General features: G+C 74.2%; 13 protein-coding genes and 1 pseudogene. 11 read left to right on the top strand and 3 right to left on the bottom strand.

Annotation, left to right across the window (positions count from 1 at the left end; translation table 11 throughout):
* Positions 1-98 precede the first annotated feature (98 nt).
* From ACZ6QO_RS10130 to ACZ6QO_RS10095, 8 genes and pseudogenes are all read left to right on the top strand, one after another.
* A pseudogene (locus ACZ6QO_RS10130) lies at positions 99-1172 on the top strand (glycosyltransferase family 9 protein); the annotation flags it as partial.
* Positions 1173-1354: 182 nt separating this feature from the next.
* Positions 1355-2575 (top strand): glycosyltransferase, encoded by a 1221-nt coding sequence (locus ACZ6QO_RS10125; RefSeq protein ID WP_465849430.1) that lies wholly within the window; start codon positions 1355-1357, stop codon positions 2573-2575.
* A gap of 5 nt (positions 2576-2580) precedes the next feature.
* Positions 2581-3354, top strand: a complete 774-nt coding sequence (locus ACZ6QO_RS10120) for a D-sedoheptulose-7-phosphate isomerase (protein ID WP_465849428.1) — start codon at positions 2581-2583, stop codon at positions 3352-3354.
* On the top strand, positions 3351-4724 hold the full coding sequence (gene rfaE2, locus ACZ6QO_RS10115; protein ID WP_465849427.1) for a D-glycero-beta-D-manno-heptose 1-phosphate adenylyltransferase: 1374 nt from the start codon (positions 3351-3353) through the stop codon (positions 4722-4724). Before ACZ6QO_RS10120 ends, rfaE2 begins: the two co-directional genes overlap by 4 nt.
* A gap of 95 nt (positions 4725-4819) precedes the next feature.
* Positions 4820-5500 (top strand): SDR family oxidoreductase, encoded by a 681-nt coding sequence (locus ACZ6QO_RS10110; RefSeq protein WP_465849425.1) that lies wholly within the window; start codon positions 4820-4822, stop codon positions 5498-5500.
* Complete coding sequence (locus ACZ6QO_RS10105; RefSeq protein WP_465849423.1) at positions 5491-6537, top strand: glycosyltransferase family 9 protein; 1047 nt, start codon at positions 5491-5493, stop codon at positions 6535-6537. The genes ACZ6QO_RS10110 and ACZ6QO_RS10105 overlap by 10 nt, the downstream gene beginning before the upstream one ends.
* Positions 6534-7499: a UDP-glucuronic acid decarboxylase family protein gene (locus ACZ6QO_RS10100; RefSeq protein WP_465849421.1), complete on the top strand. Its 966-nt coding sequence runs from the start codon at positions 6534-6536 to the stop codon at positions 7497-7499. Before ACZ6QO_RS10105 ends, ACZ6QO_RS10100 begins: the two co-directional genes overlap by 4 nt.
* 310 nt (positions 7500-7809) lie before the next feature.
* Positions 7810-10125, top strand: coding sequence for a rhamnogalacturonan lyase family protein (locus tag ACZ6QO_RS10095; protein ID WP_465849419.1), 2316 nt, complete (start codon positions 7810-7812; stop codon positions 10123-10125).
* A gap of 102 nt (positions 10126-10227) precedes the next feature.
* Here the strand turns inward: ACZ6QO_RS10095 and ACZ6QO_RS10090 are convergent, their stop codons facing one another.
* Entirely contained in the window at positions 10228-10716 is a 489-nt protein-coding gene (locus tag ACZ6QO_RS10090) for an NUDIX domain-containing protein (protein ID WP_465849418.1), read from the bottom strand.
* Between the two features lie 184 nt (positions 10717-10900).
* Between ACZ6QO_RS10090 and ACZ6QO_RS10085 the strand changes: the two genes are divergently transcribed.
* Positions 10901-13180, top strand: coding sequence for an MMPL family transporter (locus ACZ6QO_RS10085; protein WP_465849416.1), 2280 nt, complete (start codon positions 10901-10903; stop codon positions 13178-13180).
* Between the two features lie 16 nt (positions 13181-13196).
* Here ACZ6QO_RS10085 and ACZ6QO_RS10080 read toward each other — a convergent pair whose 3' ends face one another.
* A complete protein-coding gene (locus ACZ6QO_RS10080; protein ID WP_465849414.1) occupies positions 13197-14015 on the bottom strand; it encodes an MBL fold metallo-hydrolase in 819 nt (272 codons plus the stop codon).
* A 545-nt stretch (positions 14016-14560) separates the two neighbouring features.
* On the opposite strand from ACZ6QO_RS10080, the gene rho reads away from it, so the two are divergent.
* Positions 14561-15787 (top strand): transcription termination factor Rho, encoded by a 1227-nt coding sequence (rho, locus tag ACZ6QO_RS10075; RefSeq protein ID WP_465849412.1) that lies wholly within the window; start codon positions 14561-14563, stop codon positions 15785-15787.
* Between the two features lie 10 nt (positions 15788-15797).
* Here the strand turns inward: rho and ACZ6QO_RS10070 are convergent, their stop codons facing one another.
* Positions 15798-16433: an NAD(P)-dependent oxidoreductase gene (locus ACZ6QO_RS10070; protein WP_465849411.1), complete on the bottom strand. Its 636-nt coding sequence runs from the start codon at positions 16431-16433 to the stop codon at positions 15798-15800.
* Between the two features lie 105 nt (positions 16434-16538).
* Here ACZ6QO_RS10070 and ACZ6QO_RS10065 point away from each other — a divergent pair, with 105 nt between their 5' ends.
* A complete protein-coding gene (locus tag ACZ6QO_RS10065; protein ID WP_465849409.1) occupies positions 16539-17153 on the top strand; it encodes a TetR/AcrR family transcriptional regulator in 615 nt (204 codons plus the stop codon).
* Positions 17154-17312 lie beyond the last annotated feature (159 nt).

Genomic DNA, 17312 nt, shown 5'->3' with positions numbered 1-17312 from the left:
GCCCCGGAGCCGCCGCGCGGCGTCCCGATGGCCGGAGGCGTGCCACCGACGCAGAGGCCGCGGCGGAACGATACGCCGCGAACAGCATGACGGCGGCGATGAGGCACGCCGCGAACGGTGAGGAGGCGGAGCGTCGCGTCGCGGGCGGTACGGCGGAGGCGCGGCCCGGCACCGTCCTGGCCGTCCGGCTGGACAACGCCGGTGACGTCCTGCTGGCCGGCCCCGCGATCCGCGCGATCGCCGCGTCCGCCCGTGAGGTCGTGCTGCTCACCGGGCCGAACGGCGGCGCCGCGGCCCAGTTGCTGCCCGGGGTGCACCGGGTGCTGGAATGGCGGGCCCCGTGGATCGACCCCGACCCGCTGCCGGTGAGCCGCACGCACGTGGAACGGCTCACCTCGCTGGTGGAGAAGACCGCCCCGGAGCTGGCCGTCGTGTTCACCTCCTTCCACCAGTCGTCGCTGCCGCTGGCGCTGCTCCTGCGCCTGGCGGGCGTCCCGCGCATCGCCGCGATCAGCGAGGACTACCCCGGGTCCCTGCTGGACGTCCGGCACATCGTGGACGAGACCGTGGACGTGCCCGAGGCCGAGCGCATGCTCGGCCTGGCCCGCGCCGCCGGGTTCGAGCCGCCTCCCGGCGACGACGGCGCGCTGGCGGTGCGCCGCCCGCTGCCGTCGGTGGACCAGTTCACCGGCCCGCCGGGCTATGTGGTCGTCCATCCCGGGACGTCGGCGCCCGCGCGGGCGTGGCCCGCGGAGCACCACGCGAGGACCGTGCGCGACCTGGTCCTGTCCGGTGTGCGGGTGGTGGTGACCGGCGACCCGGACGAGCAGGCGCTCACCGCCCAGGTCGCCGGCGCGTACGGCTGCGACCTCGGCGGCGTGACCACCTTCCCCGAGCTGGCCGCCGTGCTCGCGGGGGCGTCGGTGGCCGTCGTGGCCAACACCGGTCCCGCGCACCTGGCGGCGGCCGTCGGCACCCCGGTGGTGAGCCTGTTCGCTCCTGTCGTGCCCGCCGCGCGCTGGGCGCCGTACCGCGTGCCGGTCGTCCTGCTCGGCGACCAGCAGGCGCCGTGCCGGGGCAGCCGGGCGCGCGTGTGCCCGGTGGCCGGGCATCCGTGCCTGTCGTCGGTGACCAGCGAGGAGGTCGTCAGCACGGTGCTCGCCCTGGTCGCCGCCCAGGGGGACGGCGCCGGACGAACCGGCATGGGACGGGACGGCGCGGGCGTGGCGGATCCCCGCGTGGAGGGTCCCGGCGCGGAGGGTCCCGGCGTGGACGGTTCGGGCGTGGACGGTTCGGGCGTGGACGGTCCGGGCGTGGACGGTTCGGGCGCGAGCGGCGTCCGGGAGGGGGCGCGATGAGGATCGCCCTGGTGTCCGAGCACGCCAACCCGCTCGCCGCCGTGGGCGGGGTCGACGCGGGCGGGCAGAACGTCCACGTCGCCGGGCTGGCCGCCGCCCTGGCGGCCCTCGGGCACGACGTCACCGTCTACACGCGGCGCGCGGCCGTCGACGAGCCGCCCGTGGTCGCGATGGCGCCCGGCGTGACGGTCGAGCACGTGCCCGCCGGGCCGCCCGAGCCGCTGCCCAAGGACGAACTGCTGCCGCACATGCCCGCCTTCGCCGCCCACCTCGCGCGGCGCTGGCGGGCCGCGCGGCCCGACGTCGCGCACGCGCACTTCTGGATGAGCGGCCTGGCGACGCTGACGGCGGCCGAGGAGCTGCGCGTACCGGTCGTCCAGACCTTCCACGCGCTCGGCACGGTGAAGCAGCGCTGGCAGGGCGCGGCCGACACCAGCCCGCCCGACCGCCTCGCCGCCGAGCGCGACATCGGCCGGCGCGCCGCCGCCGTCATCGCCACCTGCACCGACGAGGTCAAGGAGCTCGCGGCGATGGACGTGCCCGTCGAGCGGGTCACGGTGGTCCCCTGCGGCGTCGACCTGGACCTGTTCCACCCCGGCGTCCCCGTACCCACCCACGCGGCGGACGGCGGCCGTCCGCTGCCGGACGGGGCCGCGCGGATCCTCAGCATCGGCAGGCTCGTCCCCCGCAAGGGCGTCGAGACGGTCATCGAGGCGCTGGCGCACGTGCCCGGCGCGCACCTGACGATCGCGGGCGGCGACCCGGGCGACGAGGAGTTCACGCGGCTGAGCAGGCTCGCCGCGGCGTCCGGGCTGGCGGACCGGGTCAGGCTGGTCGGCAGCGTCGCGCGCGCGGACGTCCCCGCCCTGATGAGGTCGGCGCAGGCGGTCGTCACCGTGCCCTGGTACGAGCCGTTCGGCATGGTGCCGGTGGAGGCCATGGCCTGCGGCGTCCCCGTGGTCGCCTCCGCCGTCGGCGGCCACCTGGACACGGTCTCCGGATGCGGCCCGCTCGTGCCGCCGCGCCGGCCCCGGACGCTGGCGAGAGTGCTCCGCGACCTGCTGGCCAGGCCGGACCTGCGGGCCTCGCTGGCCGCCGCGGGCCTGCGCCGCGCCCGGTCCAGGTACGGCTGGCCGAGGGTGGCGGCCGGCACCGAGTCGGTGTACCGCAGCCTGACCGGCGACCGCACGGGCCGGCTCACCGCGACGGGAGGTTGACGGTCATGCACCCGCACTTCGCACGGCTGAGCGCCGCACTGTACGCGGTGGACGCCGACACCCCGAGGATCCACGCGTGGGGCCGCGCGCTGGCCGCGGTACTCGGGGGCGGCGGCAGGCTGCTGGCCTGCGGCAACGGCGGATCCGCGGCCGAGGCGCAACATCTGACGGCCGAGCTGGTCGGCCGTTTCCGCACCGACCGGCGCCCGTACGCGGCGATCCCGCTGCACGCCGACACCTCCTCCACCACGGCGATCGCCAACGACTTCGGCGCCGCGGAGATGTACGCACGCCAGGTGCGCGCGCACGGGCGGCGGGGGGACGTCCTGCTCTGCCTGTCGACCAGCGGGAACAGCGAGAACGTCCTGGCCGCGGCCGAGGCGGCGCGCGCGGGCGGGCTCGTCACCTGGGCGCTGACCGGGCGCGCCCCGAACCCGCTGGCCGCGCGCTGCGACGAGGCGGTGGCGGTGCCCTCGCAGGACTGCGCGACCGTCCAGGAGGTCCATCTGGCGGTGATCCACCTGCTCTGCGACGCCTTCGACGGATCCCTGCGGGACGCCCACCGCGACGCCTTCGGCGGATCCCTCCTGGACGCCTACGACGCCGCGGCGCGCGACAGAGCATTTCGCCCGGGTCACGACGGACATGACAGATATGACGGTCGGGCCACGCAGGCCGGCCGGGCGGAACTCGACCGTGTGGACGGGCACGACGGGGGCAACGGACGCCACCGGCGAGGCCAGGACGTCCGCGGACCGCGTGAGGGGGGACCGGGATGAGGGGAGGGCCTGTCGTCGTCGTCGGCGACTCGCTGCTCGACGTGGACATCGAGGGCGACGCGGACCGGCTCTGCCCGGACGCGCCGGTCCCGGTGGTCCGCGGGCGCACCGAGCACCGCCGTCCCGGAGGGGCGGGCCTCGCCGCGCTGCTGGCCGCCCGCGAGGGCGCCGAGGTGGTGCTGATCACGGCGCTCGGCGAGGACCTCTCCGGCGAGCGGCTGCGCGCCCTGCTGTCGGGGTTCGCCGAGGTCGTGCGGCTGCCGCTGCGCGGCACGACCTCGCGCAAGACGCGCGTCCGGGCCCGCGGCCAGACGTTGCTGCGCGTCGACACCGGGGACGGACGCGCCTGGCGCGGCCCCGACGGCGACCGCGCGGCCCGCGCGCTGCGCGCCGCGGGGGCGGTGCTGGTGTCCGACTACGGGCGCGGCGCCGCCGACACCGTGCGCGACCTGCTCAACCGGCGCACCGCTCCGCTGGTCTGGGACCCGCATCCGGCCGGCTTCCCGCCGGTGCCGGGGTGCGCGCTGGTCACGCCGAGCGAGGCCGAGGCCGCCGCCCTGTACGGGCGGCCGTGCACGGGCGTCGAGCAGGCCGCCCGCCACCTGGTGCGTGAGCTGCACGCCGAGGCGGTCGCCGTCACCCGGGGCGTCGACGGCGCCGTGCTGTGCACCCGCGCCGGCCGGACGCTCCGGCTGCCGCCCCCCATGCCGGTCAACGGCTGCGACACGTGCGGGGCCGGCGACCGGTTCGCCGCCGCGGCGGCGCTGGCGCTGCGGGACGGGGCCTCGGTGCAGGACGCGGTGGCGGTGGCGGTCACGGAGGCGACGCGCTTCGTCGCCGCGGGCGGCGCCGCCACCATCCGCCTGCACGAGCCGCCGCGCACCGGCGGCCCGCGCACCGCGCTGGACGACCGGCCCCGCACCGCGGTGGAGCTGGCGGACACGGTGCGCACGACGGGCGGGCGGCTGATCGCCACCGGCGGCTGCTTCGACCTGCTGCACGCGGGCCACGTGAGCCTGCTGCGGCAGGCCAGGGCGCTCGGCGACGCGCTGATCGTCTGCGTCAACTCCGACGAGTCCGTCCGCCGCCTCAAAGGGCCCGGCCGCCCGGTCGTCGCCGAGCGCGACCGGGTGGAGATCCTGCGGGCCCTCGGCTGCGTCGACGCCGTCGTGGTGTTCGAGCAGGACACCCCGTGCCTGCTCATCGACCGGCTGCGGCCGGACGTGTGGGTGAAGGGCGGCGACTACACCGGCCAGGAGCTCCCCGAGGCCGAGGCGGTGCGGCGGGCCGGCGGCGAGGTCGTCGTCCTGCCCACGGTCCCCGGCCATTCCACCACCGGGCTCATCGCCGCCGCCCAGGAGGTGGTGTAGAGCCCTCCCCCCATGCCCCCCTTGCAGGGAAAGCGCCCCCCTTCACGGCAACTCACGGCAACTCACGGCAACTCACGGAACGAGGAGCATCGAGCATGGTGGGGAACATCCTGATCACCGGCGGGGCGTCGGGTCTGGGGAAGGCCACGGCCGGCGCGGTCGCCAAGGCGGGCGGGCGGCCGCTGGTGATCGACGTCGACGTGCCCGAGGACGGCGTGGACCATGTCCTGGCCGACGTCGCCGACCGCGAACAGGTGGCGGCGGCCGTCGAGGAGCTGGCCGGACGGGCCGGCGGCCTCGACGGAGTGGTGACGGCCGCCGGCGTCGACCGGTGCGGTCCGCTGGCGGAGGTGCCCGCCGCCGAGTGGGAGCGGGTCGTCGGCGTCAACCTGCTCGGCACCGCCTCGGTGGTGCGCGCCGCCCTGCCGCACCTGGTGCGCTCGGCCGGCCGCGTCGTCACCTGCGCCTCGACGCTGGGCCTGCGGGCGGTGGGCGACGCGACGGCGTACTGCGCGGCCAAGGCCGGCGTCGTCGGCTTCACCCGGGCGCTGGCCGCCGAACTCGCCGGCCAGGTGGGCGTCACGCTGCTGGTGCCGGGCGGCATGCGCACGCGCTTCTTCGACGGCAGGCAGGAGCGGTACCGGCCGGGCCCGGACGCCCGGCTGAACCAGCCCGAGGACGTGGCGGCGGCCATCGTGTTCGCCCTCGGCCAGCCGCCCGGATGCGAGATCCGCGAGCTCGTCGTCTGCCCGTCCACGGAGCCGTCATGGCCATGAACCCCACGGCGCGGCCGGCGGCGCCCCGCGGGGAGCCGATGGTGCGCCGGCGTCCGCTGCTCCGCGGCAGGCCGGCGCCGCGTGGCAGGACCGTGCTGCGCGGGCAGCCCGTGCTGCTGGTGCTGCGGGCGCTGGGGCTCGGCGACCTGCTGACCGCCGTTCCCGCCCTGCGGGGGCTGCGCCGGGCCTACCCCGGCCACCGCCTCGTGCTGGCGGCGCCCGCCGCCCTGGACGGCCTGGTCCCGCTCATCGGCGCCGTCGACGAGACGCTCGACGTGACCGGGCCCGGCCCGGTGCCGGTCGACCGTCCGGACGTCGCGGTGAACCTGCACGGGCGCGGGCCGCAGAGCACCGCCGCGCTGTCTCGCACCGGCCCCGGGCTGCTGCTCACGCACGCGCACCTGGAATTCCCCTGTCTTACCGGCCCGCCTTGGCGGCAGAGCATGCACGAGGTGGACAGATGGTGCGAGTTCCTGCGGTGGTACGGCATGCCCGCCGACCCGGCCGACCTCCGGCTGGACCCGGCCGCCCTCCGGCCCGGCCCGGCCGGCCGCCGACTCGTGGTGGTGCATCCGGGGGCGGCGTCGCCGGCGCGCCGCTGGCCGGCGGAGCGGTTCGCCGAGGTGGCCGCGGCGCTCGAACGCGCCGGCCATCGCGTGGTCGTCACCGGGAGCGCCGCCGAGCGTTCCCTCGCCGTCCGCGTCGGCACGCTGGCCGGTCTGCCGGCCGAGCGCGTCGTCGCGGGCCGCACGGACCTGCGCGGCCTGGCGCGGCTGGTCGCCGGGGCGCGCCTGGTGGTCTGCGGGGACACCGGCGCCGCGCATCTGGCCACGGCCTTCGCGACGCCGTCGGTGGTGCTGTTCGGCCCGGTGGCTCCCGCGCAGTGGGGACCGCCGCCGACCGGCCGCCATGTCGCCCTGTGGGCCGGACGGCACGGCGACCCGCACGGAAGCCGGACCGATCCCGGCCTGATGGAGATCGGCGTCGAGGCCGTGCTCGACGCCGCCGTGGACCTTCTGGGAGTGAGCGCGCGATGAGAGCACACCGGGTCGTCGTGACCGGGGGCGCGGGGTTCCTCGGCTCCCACCTGTGCGAGCGGCTGCTGGCCGAGGGCGCCACCGTGATCTGCATGGACAACTTCCTCACCGGCTCGCCCGCCAACGTGGAGCACCTGATCGGCCGGTCGAGGTTCCGGCTGGTCGAGTGCGACCTGACGGGGTTCGTCCACGTGCCGGGCGATGTGGACCTGGTGCTGCACTTCGCCTCGGCGGCCTCCCCGACCGACTACCTGCGCCATCCGATCGCCACGCTCAAGGTCGGCAGCCTCGGCACCCTGCACGCGCTCGGACTGGCCCGCGAGAAGGGCGCCCGGTTCGTGCTGGCGTCCACCAGCGAGGTGTACGGCGACCCGCTGGAGCACCCGCAGCGCGAGACGTACTGGGGCAACGTCAACCCGGTCGGCCCGCGCAGCGTGTACGACGAGGCCAAGCGGTTCGCCGAGTCGCTGACCACGGCCTACCGGCAGTCCCACGGCGTCGACACCGCCATCGTGCGCATCTTCAACACCTACGGCCCGCGCATGCGCCCCTACGACGGGCGCGCCATCCCGACGTTCGTCCGCCAGGCCCTGTGCGGCGAGCCGATCACCGTGGCCGGGGACGGCGGCCAGACGCGGTCGATCTGCTACGTGGACGACACCGTGGAGGGCGTCCTCGCGCTGGCGGACGGCGACTTCGCCGGACCGGTCAACATCGGCAACCCCTCAGAGCTGTCCATGCTGGAGCTGGCCACGACGATCAGGCACCTGGCGGGCTCCTCCTCGCCGATCACGTTCGTCGACCGGCCGGTGGACGACCCCGCCGTGCGACGGCCGGACACCTCCCTCGCCGAGGCGAGGCTCGGCTGGCGTCCGCGGATAGACGCCATCACCGGTCTGCGCCGCACCATCGCCTGGTTCGAGCGCGAACTGCTGGAGGCCACCAGCCGCCCGGCGTCCTGAACGCCGGATCCGGCCCCGTCCGGGCGCGCCGGGTGAGGCGTCCCGTCGTGTGGAAGTTTCAACTCGCCCGGCCCGCGGACCGGTGCCGCCGGAGCGGAAAGACGCAGGTGGGCACGGCCGCCCGCGCCGGGCTTTTGAGTGCCGCGCCGGCGCCCGGTGAGCGGCCGTGGCGCGGCCCGTCCGGCTCGGCCTAGGTTGCGAAGAATCAGTCGCGACGGAAGGTCAGGCCTCGCGGGTATGTCGCGCGCCGCCCATCGAATCGTTTTAACCCCCGGTTCGGTGCCCGGCGCTCCGCACGAAGAGGAGAGTCATGCGCTACATCGCGAGATCGCCGGTCCGCCGGCTGGTGATCCTGGCGGCGGCGGCCGCCGCCACGGTGGCGACGACCGGGACGGCGACGACCGTCGCGGCCCACGCCGCCGCCGGCTGCCGGGTGGACTACGCGGTCAGCACCCAGTGGTCGGGAGGTTTCTCCGCGAACGTGACCGTGACCAATCTCGGTGACGCGATCAACGGCTGGCGGCTGGCGTGGAGCTTCACCGCGGGCCAGCAGATCGTCCAGGCGTGGAACACCACGGCGACCCAGAGCGGCGCCCAGGTGAGCGCCGCCGACGCCGGCTACAACGCCGCGCTGGCCACGGGCGCGAGCACCTCCTTCGGCTTCAACGGCTCGTGGAACAACTCCAGCAACCCGGTCCCGGAGTCGTTCACCCTCAACGGCGTGACCTGCACGGGAACGACCGATCCGACGCCGACGCCGACCCCCACGCCCACGCCCACCCCAAGCGTGACGCCCACTCCCACGCCCACCCCGACGCCCACTCCCACCCCGACACCCACGCCTACCCCGACGCCCACGCCGACGCCGACGCCCGCGAACGCGCGCCAGGCGGAGCGGCTGAACCGGGGCCTGGTGAGCGCGCGGTCCGGCAGCGGCAACCTGGTGTCCTGGCGGATGTTCGGCAACGACCCCTCCGACATCGCCTTCAACCTCTACCGGGGCTCCACCAAGCTGAACTCCTCGCCGATCACCGGGTCCACCAACTACCTGGACAGCGGCGCCGCGGCCGACGCGAGCTACACCGTGCGGCCGGTCATCGGCGGCGCCGAGCAGGCCGCCTCGGAGAGCTCGCTGCGCTTCACCGGCGGCGCCTACCTCGACGTGCCGATCCAGCCGCCGTCCGGCGGCACCACCCCCGACGGGGTCTCCTACAGCTACACCGCCAACGACGCCAGCGTCGGCGACCTCGACGGCGACGGCCAGTACGAGTTCGTCCTGAAGTGGGACCCGACCAACGCCAAGGACAATTCCCAGTCCGGCTACACCGGCAACGTCTTCGTGGAGGCCTACCGGCTGAACGGCACCCGGCTGTGGCGCATCGACCTCGGCCGCAACATCCGGGCCGGGGCGCACTACACGCAGTTCCAGGTGTACGACTACGACGGCGACGGCAAGGCCGAGGTGGCCATGAAGACCGCCGACGCGACCCGGGACGGCGCCGGTGTCGTCATCGGCAACTCCGGCGCCGACTACCGCAACTCCTCGGGGTACGTGCTGTCGGGGCCCGAGTACCTGACGATGTTCAACGGGCAGACCGGCAGGGCCATGTCGACGGTGAACTACGACCCGCCGCGCGGCACGGTGTCCAACTGGGGTGACTCCTACGGCAACCGGGTGGACCGGTTCCTGGCCGGGACCGCGTATCTGGACGGCACCCGGCCGAGCCTGATCATGTCGCGCGGCTACTACACGCGTACGGTGATCGCGGCGTGGGACTTCCGCAACGGCTCGCTGACCAAGCGGTGGACCTTCGATTCCAACTCCTCGGGGTCGCAGTACACCGGCCAGGGCAACCACAACCTGTCCATCGCCGACGCGGACGGCGACGGCAGGGACGAGATCATCTTCGGCGCGATGGCGATCAACGACAACGGCTCCCCGATGTGGAACACCGGCAACGGCCACGGCGACGCCCTGCACGTCGGCGACCTCGACCCGTCCCGCGCCGGCCTGGAGGTCTTCAAGGTCGACGAGGATTCCAGCAAGCCCAGCTCGTGGATGGCGGACGCGCGCACCGGCCAGGTGCTGTGGACGACGCCGGCGAACGGCGACAACGGGCGCGGCGTGTCCGGCGACATCTGGTCCGGCAGCCCCGGCGCCGAGTCGTGGTCGTCCAGGGCCGACGGGCTGCGCAACACCAGGGGCGCCAACGTGGGCGCCAAGCCCTCCTCGATGAACTTCCTCGCCTGGTGGGACGCCGACCCGGTGCGCGAACTGCTCGACCAGACGCAGGTCGACAAGTACGGCCCCAATGGCTCGACGCGGCTGCTCACCGCCTCGGGCGTGCACTCCAACAACGGCACCAAGGCGACGCCCTCGCTGTCGGCGGACCTGTTCGGCGACTGGCGCGAGGAGATCGTCTGGCCGACCAGCGACGACCGCGCCCTGCGCGTCTACGCGACGACCACGGTGACCGACCGGCGCATCTTCACCCTGATGCACGACATCCAGTACCGCGAGGCCATCGCCTGGCAGAACACCGCCTACAACCAGCCCCCGCACCCGAGCTTCTTCATCGGGAACGGCATGTCGACCCCGTCCGCCCCCGTCATCTACACCCGGTGACCCGGATCCGCACCCGGTGACCCGGCCGGCCGCGTGGCTTGCCGTCCACGCGGCCGCTCACCGGGCGGCGCCGCCCGAGCCGGCCCGGGACCTCGTCGCGGGTCAGCGGGCGAACTCGGGGGAGCCTCCAGTGAGGTAGAACGACGTGCCGCGCCGCCTGGCCTCCATGGCGGCGCGCATGCGGCGGACGAGGTAGGCGGGCATCAACGCCTTCGCCTCGTCCTCGTCGAAGAAGCCGCACGCGTCCAGCTCCTCCTCCTGCAGGACGAGGCGGTCGGCGCCCGGAAGCCCGCCGCAGTCGAACAGGAAGTGCACCAGGGGCAGCGGCCGGTCGCCGAACGGCGGCACCCAGTGCACGCCGAGCAGCCCGCCGACCGGCACCGACAGCCCGAGCTCCTCGGCCAGTTCGCGGGCGCACGCCTGGTCGGGGGTCTCGCCTTCGTCCACGTGGCCGCCCGGCCAGAGCCAGTGGTCGCGGTAGTTGGGCTTGACGAGCAGCACCCTGCCCGCCGGGTCGGTGATGAAGGCGCCGGCGCCCAGGAGCGTCTTGTTGAGCCCGGCGTAGAACTCGTCCGGCGGAAGCACGACCATGGCTTCGACCGTATCGCCGTGCCCGTTCCGCCGTCCCCTAGGGGGCTCCCCGTAGACCTGGAGAGGGACGGGCGCCGCCCGGCCTACCCCCTGCGGGGTACCTCTCATATGCGTTGCACGGCCGATGTGACCGCCTTTCCCGGCTTCTACCTTCAAGGGAAAACAAAGCTGGGGGAGACATCGCATGAGACGCCGGAGGAATCTGGCCGCCTCGGTGGGCGGCTGGAGCGCGCGTCACCGCTGGGCGGCGATCCTGATCTGGGTCGCCTTCGTGGCGGTCGCGACCGTGGCCGGGAACGCGGTCGGCACGGAGAAGATGAAGGACTACGAAAGCGCGAACGGCGATTCCCGGGAGGCCGGCCGGATTCTCGACGGCGCCGCTTTCAAGGACGTCGCGGGCGAGGTCGTCCTGATCCAGTCCAAGGACGGCGCGCTCACCGTGGACGACCCGAGGTTCCGCGCCGCGGTCACCGGAGTCAAGGACGCGGTGACCGCGACCGGCCGGGTCGAGAACGTCCGCACCCCGTACGACGCGCACCCGTCCCCGGTCACCCAGGACCGGCGCACCACGCTCGTGCAGTTCGACATGAAGGGCGACGGCGCGACCGCGGACGAGCGCGTGCAGCCGGTGCTGGACGCCGTCGCGGGCGTGCAGGCGCGGTTCTCCGAACTGCGCGTGGAGGAGGCCGGCGGGGCGAGCGCGGGCAAGCTGATCGGCGAGGCGATCGACCAGGACTTCGTGCGGGCCGAGCAGCTGTCGCTGCCGATCACCCTCGGCATCCTGCTGGCGGCGTTCGGCGCGCTGCTCGCCGCGTTGATCCCGCTGGCGCTGGCGATGACCGCGATCGTGGCGGCGACCGGCCTGCTGGGCTTCACCAGCCAGTTGCTGCACGTGGACGAGGCCACCCCGAACCTCATGCTGCTCATCGGCCTCGCGGTCGGCGTCGACTACTCGCTGTTCTACATCCGCAGGGAGCGGGAGGAGCGGGCGAAGGGCCGCGGCGAGCGGCGCGCCATCGAGATCGCGGCGGCCACGTCGGGACGCGCGGTACTCATCTCCGGCATCACGGTCATCGTCGCCATGGCGGGCATGTTCCTGACCGGCAACGGGGTGTTCATGGGCTTCGCCGAGGGCACGATCCTGGTCGTCCTCACCGCGATGATCGGCTCGCTGACGGTGCTTCCCGCGCTGCTGTCGCTGATCGGCGACAAGATCGACGCGCGGGTGATCCACGGCACCGCGCGCGTGCTGTCGCGAGGACGGCTCACCTGGAAGCGCAGACTCGGCGGTCGCGAGGGGCACGGCCGATTCTGGAACGCGGTCCTCACCCCCGTCCTGCGCCACCCGCTGGTCTCGGTCGTCGTCGCGGGCGGCCTGCTGCTGGCGCTGGCCACGCCGGCGTTCACGCTGCGCACCGGCTCGCAGACCATCGACGACCTGCAGGGCGACTACGCGATCGCCGAGACGTTCAAGCGGATCGACAAGGCCTTCCCCGGCGGCAACGACCCGGCCGTCGTCGTCCTCAACGCGGCGGACGTCACCACGCCGGCCGTCACCGCGGCGATCGACGACTTCAAGCGGCGCGCGTTCGCCACCGGCCAGGCCAACGAGCCGTTCGGCGTCGACGTCAACCCGGACAAGACGGTGGCCCGGATCTCCATCGGCCTGAAGGGCGAGGGCGCGGCGGCGGAACGCGCCGTGCGCACACTGCGGCAGGACGTCGTGCCGGCGACGCTCGCGAGGGTCGGCGAGGCACACGTCACCGGCAGCGCCGCCGGCTCGATGGACTTCAACGAGCAGCTCTCCCGCACCATCCCGCTGGTGTTCGGGTTCGTGCTGCTGCTGGCGTTCCTGCTGCTGCTCACCTCGTTCCGCTCACTGGTGGTCGCGGTCAAGGCGATCGTGCTCAACCTGCTGTCGGTGGCGGCGGCCTACGGCGTGCTCGTCCTTGTGTTCCAGCGGGGGTACGGCGAGGGCCTGCTGGGCTTCACCTCGACCGGGTACATCACCGACTGGCTGCCGCTGTTCCTGTTCGTGATCCTGTTCGGCCTGTCGATGGACTACCACGTGTTCATCCTGAGCAGGATCCGCGAGGCGTTCGACCGGGGCATGCGCACCGAGGACGCCGTCGCGTTCGGCATCCGGTCCACGGCGGGCGTGGTGACCAGCGCGGCGCTCATCATGGTGGCCGTCTTCGCGACGTTCGCGACCCTGTCGCTGCTGACGTTCATGCAGATGGGCGTCGGGCTGGCGGCGGCGATCCTGATCGACGCGACCATCGTCAGGGCGGTGCTGCTGCCCGCGACGATGAAGCTGCTCGGCGACTGGAACTGGTACCTGCCGCGCTGGCTCGGCTGGCTGCCGCAGCTCTCGCACGGCGACGACGACGATGACGACGATGACGACGATGACGACGACATCGACGCGGCGCGGCGGCGGCCGGTCCCCGTACCGGTCGGCTGACCGGCGGGGGCCACCGTCACGCGGTGGCCCCCGCCCCCTGCCGAGGCGGGTCACCCTCGCCGGGCGGGAGCCGGGTGAAGGGCTCGGGGAAGTGCGCGGTGCCGATGAGGCCGCCGCCGGCCCGGCATCCGCGCAGCACCCGCTCTCTGGTCGCGATCGCCCGCACCGGGTCGTCGTCGTGGACGTAGCCGATGGACGGGTCGGCCAGCTGCGCCGGGTGCAGGATCACGTCGCCGGTCAGCGTCAGCGGCCCGATCTCGACCACCTGGTGGCCGGGCGTGTGGCCGGGAGCCGGAAGCACCCGTACGCCCGAGGCCACCTCGGCCTCCCCGTCCACGGCGTCCACCAGCCCCGTCAGCGGGCGCAGCACCCGCTCGAGTATGGCGCTCGGGCCGGCGCCCTCGATCCAGTCGACCTCGGCGCGCTGGACGACGTGCCGGGCGTCGGGGAAGGTGGCCACCCCGTCGGTGACCGCGCCGGACGCGTGGTCGCTGTGCAGGTGCGTGAGCACGACGGTGCCGACGTCCGCCGGCGCCACGCCCACGGCGGCGAGCTCGTCCACCAGCCGGCCCGGCACCGGCGCCCAGCTCGCCGCGGGCGAGTCGCGTCCGCCCAGCCCCGCGTCCACCAGGATCACCCGGCCGGCGCGCGGGCGGAGCAGGTAGCAGCGGAAGTGCAGGACCCACTCGTCGCCGTCCAGCGCCGCGCGGTGCTCGGGCGACCCGCCGGTGAAGAACTCGCCCGGCCGATGCCGCAGGTCACCGCCCATCGGGCCCACCGCGTCGAGGAGCGGGACGACCTCCACCCCGGCGAACATCATCGGCTCGTACGCCATCGCGCTCCCCTGCACTGGACACCTGCCCCTAGCTTGGCACGCCCGCCGGCGTGAGACCCGTCCGTCGTCCTGCCCGTCGCCCGCCGGGCGGACGCGGCGGCAGGGATGAGGCGGGGGCTTGCGCCCGAGCCGGACGCCGATGCTATGGTGAAAGTGGCTCTATAGGTGGGATGTCACCATTCCCCGCCGTTGTAAGCCGTTCATCTCTTTGTCGCCGCCCTGTTCAGGGCAGGCAGCTCGCGCCGATCGCCTGACGCGGCCTCACCCGTCGCCGTCCGCCAACGCCGACGACGATGCCACGGCCTCCACCGAACGCGGGCGAACCCTCAGCACGGCACATCGCCGTACGCGGTGCTCGCACATCGCCGTGCGGGCGGTGCCCGGCGCACCGCCGTTCGCGGCGCTCGGCGCATCGCCGTACGCGCCGTGCGGCGCTGCGGGCCAGAGCACGTCGGGGTTTCCGCCCCGCCTCTTGCCGCGATCTCTCCGGCGCCCTCTCCCACTCACCGCCCACCTGACACGCATCTCATCAGCGAGGAATCACCATGACAGCGACCATCGAAGCCCCGGCGCCCGTGGCGGCGCCCACGAGAAGAACCCGCCGGCGTCAGACCGGCACCCCGGACGCCGCCGGCACCACCAGCAGTGCCAGCGCCACCGGACAGGCCGGCCGGTCCGGCGGCGGCGCCGTCGGGACCGTCACCGAGATCAGGGGGTTGCTCGACGTCCGGGACAAGGCGGCCTTCATCCGGACCGGCGGCCACCTCCCGGGCGACGACGACGTCCGCCTCCCTCTGGCGCAGGTCGGGGAGCTCGGCCTGCGCCCCGGCGACCTGCTGGTGGCGCGGACGCGCGGGCCGCGGGACCGGAACGTCGAGATCGTCTCCGTCGACGGCGAGCGGCCAGGACTCCCCCGGCCGCGCTTCGCCGCCATGACGCCGGTCCACCCGCATGAGCGCCTCGTCCTTGCGACCGGCTCGCCGGCCACCCGGCTGGTGGACCTGTTGGCCCCCGTCGGCAAGGGACAGCGCGGCCTGATCGTCGCGCCGCCGAAGGCCGGCAAGACCATGGTGCTCAAGGCCGTCGCCGACGCGGTCGCCCGTGAGCACCCCGGCGTCCACCTGATGGTGGTCCTCGTCGGCGAGCGTCCCGAGGAGGTCACCGACTTCCGCGAGTCCGTGCGCGCCGAGGTGATCGCCTCGACGTTCGACCGGCCGGAACGCGACCACGCGTCGCTCGCCGAGCTGGCGATCGAGCGCGCCAAGCGGCTCGTCGAACGCGGGACCGACGTGGTGGTCCTGCTCGACTCGCTCACCCGGCTCGGCAGGGCCTACAACGTCATCGCGCCGAACGGCGGCAAGACGCTCACCGGCGGGGTGGACGCGCAGGCCGTCCACCTGCCCAAGCGCCTGTTCGGCGCCGCCCGTGCCACCCGTGAGGGCCCGTCGCTGACGATCCTCGCGACCGCGCTGGCCGAGACCGGCTCACGGATGGACGACTTCTTCTACGAGGAGTTCAAGGGAACGGGGAACATGGAACTGCGGCTGAGCCGGACGCTCGCCGAGCAGCGCATGTTCCCGGCCGTCGACGTGGCCGCCTCCGGCACCCGGCGCGAGGAGCTGCTACTGGCGTCCGACGAGCGCGAGGCCGTGTGGAAGCTGCGGCGCGTGCTTTCGAGCCTCGACCGCGAGCAGGCACTCGCCGTGCTGCTCGACCGCCTCCGCGACACGCCCTCGAACGCCGCCTTCCTGCGCCAGGTGGCGGTCTCCTGAACCGGTGAGGTCAGTACGCGACTCCGACCGGCTGCTTGACGGAGGCGGGGTCGTCCAGGCACGCGAGCATCGCGTGGGCGAGGTCGGCCCTTCCGATGGAGCGGCCGCGCGGGACGTTGCCGCCCACGGCCCGCCGGTATTCGGCGGTCAGCGGCCTGCCGGTCAGCCGGGGCGGCCGCACGATCGTCCATTCCAGGGGGCTGTGCCGTACTTCGTCCTCCATCGCCCGCAGGTCGGCGTACGCGTCCCTGAGGACGCGCTTGAGCAGCGGCAGCAGCACCGTGCGGTACAGGAAAGGCTCGCCGTCGGGGGTCGGGCCGACCGGGACGGCGCTCACGACCACGAGGCGGCGCACGTCGTTGGCCTCCATCGCGCGGACGACCGAGCTCAGCGCCGCGGACGCGATGCCCACGTCCTTCCTGCCGTTCGGGCCGAGGGCCGAGATCGCGGCGTCGCGCCCGGCGAGCGCCGGGCGCAACGCCTGCGGCGAGGTCACCTCCGCGGTGATCACCTCGAGCGCGGAGTGGCCGATGGGAAGGCGGGCGGGATCGCGTACCACGGCGGTGACCTGGTGCCCGGCGTCCAGCGCCTGCCTGACGACTTCCCGCCCCGTGCGTCCGGTGGCCCCGAAAACGGTGAGCTTCATGAGACGTCCCCCCATAGGTTGGTGAGTACTCACTCACATCATAGAATGAGTACCCCTTGCCCCGGCGGTCGAAAGCCGCACCGGCCGAGAGGATCGACCGCCCACATGCCCCTGCCGCGCACGGCCGCCGGCGCCCGCACCCGCCGGCGCATCCTCGACTCCGCCGAGCACCTCATGCGCACGGTGGGCCTGGCCCACGTCACCACCAAGGAGATCGCCCGCGCGGCCGGCTGCTCGGAGGCGGCCCTCTACCGCCACTTCACCGGCAAGGAGGAGATGTTCGTCGCCGTCCTTCAAGAGCGGCTGCCCGCGCTCGGGTCGGTGATCGCGCGGCTGTCCGCCGACCCGGGCGACCGCTCGACCGAGGACTGCCTCGTCGAGATCGCCCGCGCGGCGACGCTGTTCTACGAGGCGAGCATGCCGATCGGGTCGTCGCTGTTCGCCGAGCCGGCGCTGCTCCAGCGTCACCGCGAAGAGCTCCGCAAGCTGAACGCCGGTCCGCACAAGCCGTTGGAAGCGCTCGCCGCGTACCTGGGCACCCTGCGCGACCAGGGGCGCATCAGCGCGGACACCGACGCCGGCTCGGCGGCGGCGCTGCTGCTCGGCGCCTGCTACCAGCGGGCCTTCCTGCGGGTGTTCCTCGGCGAGGAGGACTCGCCGATGGAGGCGGACGACTTCGCCACCGGCGTCGTACGCACCCTGCTCACCGGCATCGCCTAGGCGCGCCGTCCGCACCCGGCACACCGCACGGGGTGAACGGCCGCGCCTGGGGGAAGGCACGTGGTCGGAGGCCGGAGGCGGCGTGGCGGGGTGCGCGGCGCCGCGAGGGCCGGCGCCGTGGCATCATGTTACCGGCGAGTAGCATCTAGGCCGAAGCCA

The sequence above is a fragment of the Sphaerisporangium sp. NPDC049457 genome, assembly GCF_055586705.1.
This window is presented reverse-complemented; position numbering and strand designations above follow the sequence as displayed.

What these genes read in the sequence shown, in the direction of transcription:
- ACZ6QO_RS10125 (WP_465849430.1), top strand. Translation starts at nt 1,355, where the DNA reads ATGAGGATCGCCCTGGTGTCCGAGCACGCCAACCCGCTCGCCGCCGTG.
- ACZ6QO_RS10120 (WP_465849428.1), top strand. Translation starts at nt 2,581, where the DNA reads ATGCACCCGCACTTCGCACGGCTGAGCGCCGCACTGTACGCGGTGGAC.
- rfaE2 (WP_465849427.1), top strand. Translation starts at nt 3,351, where the DNA reads ATGAGGGGAGGGCCTGTCGTCGTCGTCGGCGACTCGCTGCTCGACGTG.
- ACZ6QO_RS10110 (WP_465849425.1), top strand. Translation starts at nt 4,820, where the DNA reads ATGGTGGGGAACATCCTGATCACCGGCGGGGCGTCGGGTCTGGGGAAG.
- ACZ6QO_RS10105 (WP_465849423.1), top strand. Translation starts at nt 5,491, where the DNA reads ATGGCCATGAACCCCACGGCGCGGCCGGCGGCGCCCCGCGGGGAGCCG.
- ACZ6QO_RS10100 (WP_465849421.1), top strand. Translation starts at nt 6,534, where the DNA reads ATGAGAGCACACCGGGTCGTCGTGACCGGGGGCGCGGGGTTCCTCGGC.
- ACZ6QO_RS10095 (WP_465849419.1), top strand. Translation starts at nt 7,810, where the DNA reads ATGCGCTACATCGCGAGATCGCCGGTCCGCCGGCTGGTGATCCTGGCG.
- ACZ6QO_RS10090 (WP_465849418.1), bottom strand. Translation starts at nt 10,716, where the DNA reads ATGGTCGTGCTTCCGCCGGACGAGTTCTACGCCGGGCTCAACAAGACG.
- ACZ6QO_RS10085 (WP_465849416.1), top strand. Translation starts at nt 10,901, where the DNA reads ATGAGACGCCGGAGGAATCTGGCCGCCTCGGTGGGCGGCTGGAGCGCG.
- ACZ6QO_RS10080 (WP_465849414.1), bottom strand. Translation starts at nt 14,015, where the DNA reads ATGGCGTACGAGCCGATGATGTTCGCCGGGGTGGAGGTCGTCCCGCTC.
- rho (WP_465849412.1), top strand. Translation starts at nt 14,561, where the DNA reads ATGACAGCGACCATCGAAGCCCCGGCGCCCGTGGCGGCGCCCACGAGA.
- ACZ6QO_RS10070 (WP_465849411.1), bottom strand. Translation starts at nt 16,433, where the DNA reads ATGAAGCTCACCGTTTTCGGGGCCACCGGACGCACGGGGCGGGAAGTC.
- ACZ6QO_RS10065 (WP_465849409.1), top strand. Translation starts at nt 16,539, where the DNA reads ATGCCCCTGCCGCGCACGGCCGCCGGCGCCCGCACCCGCCGGCGCATC.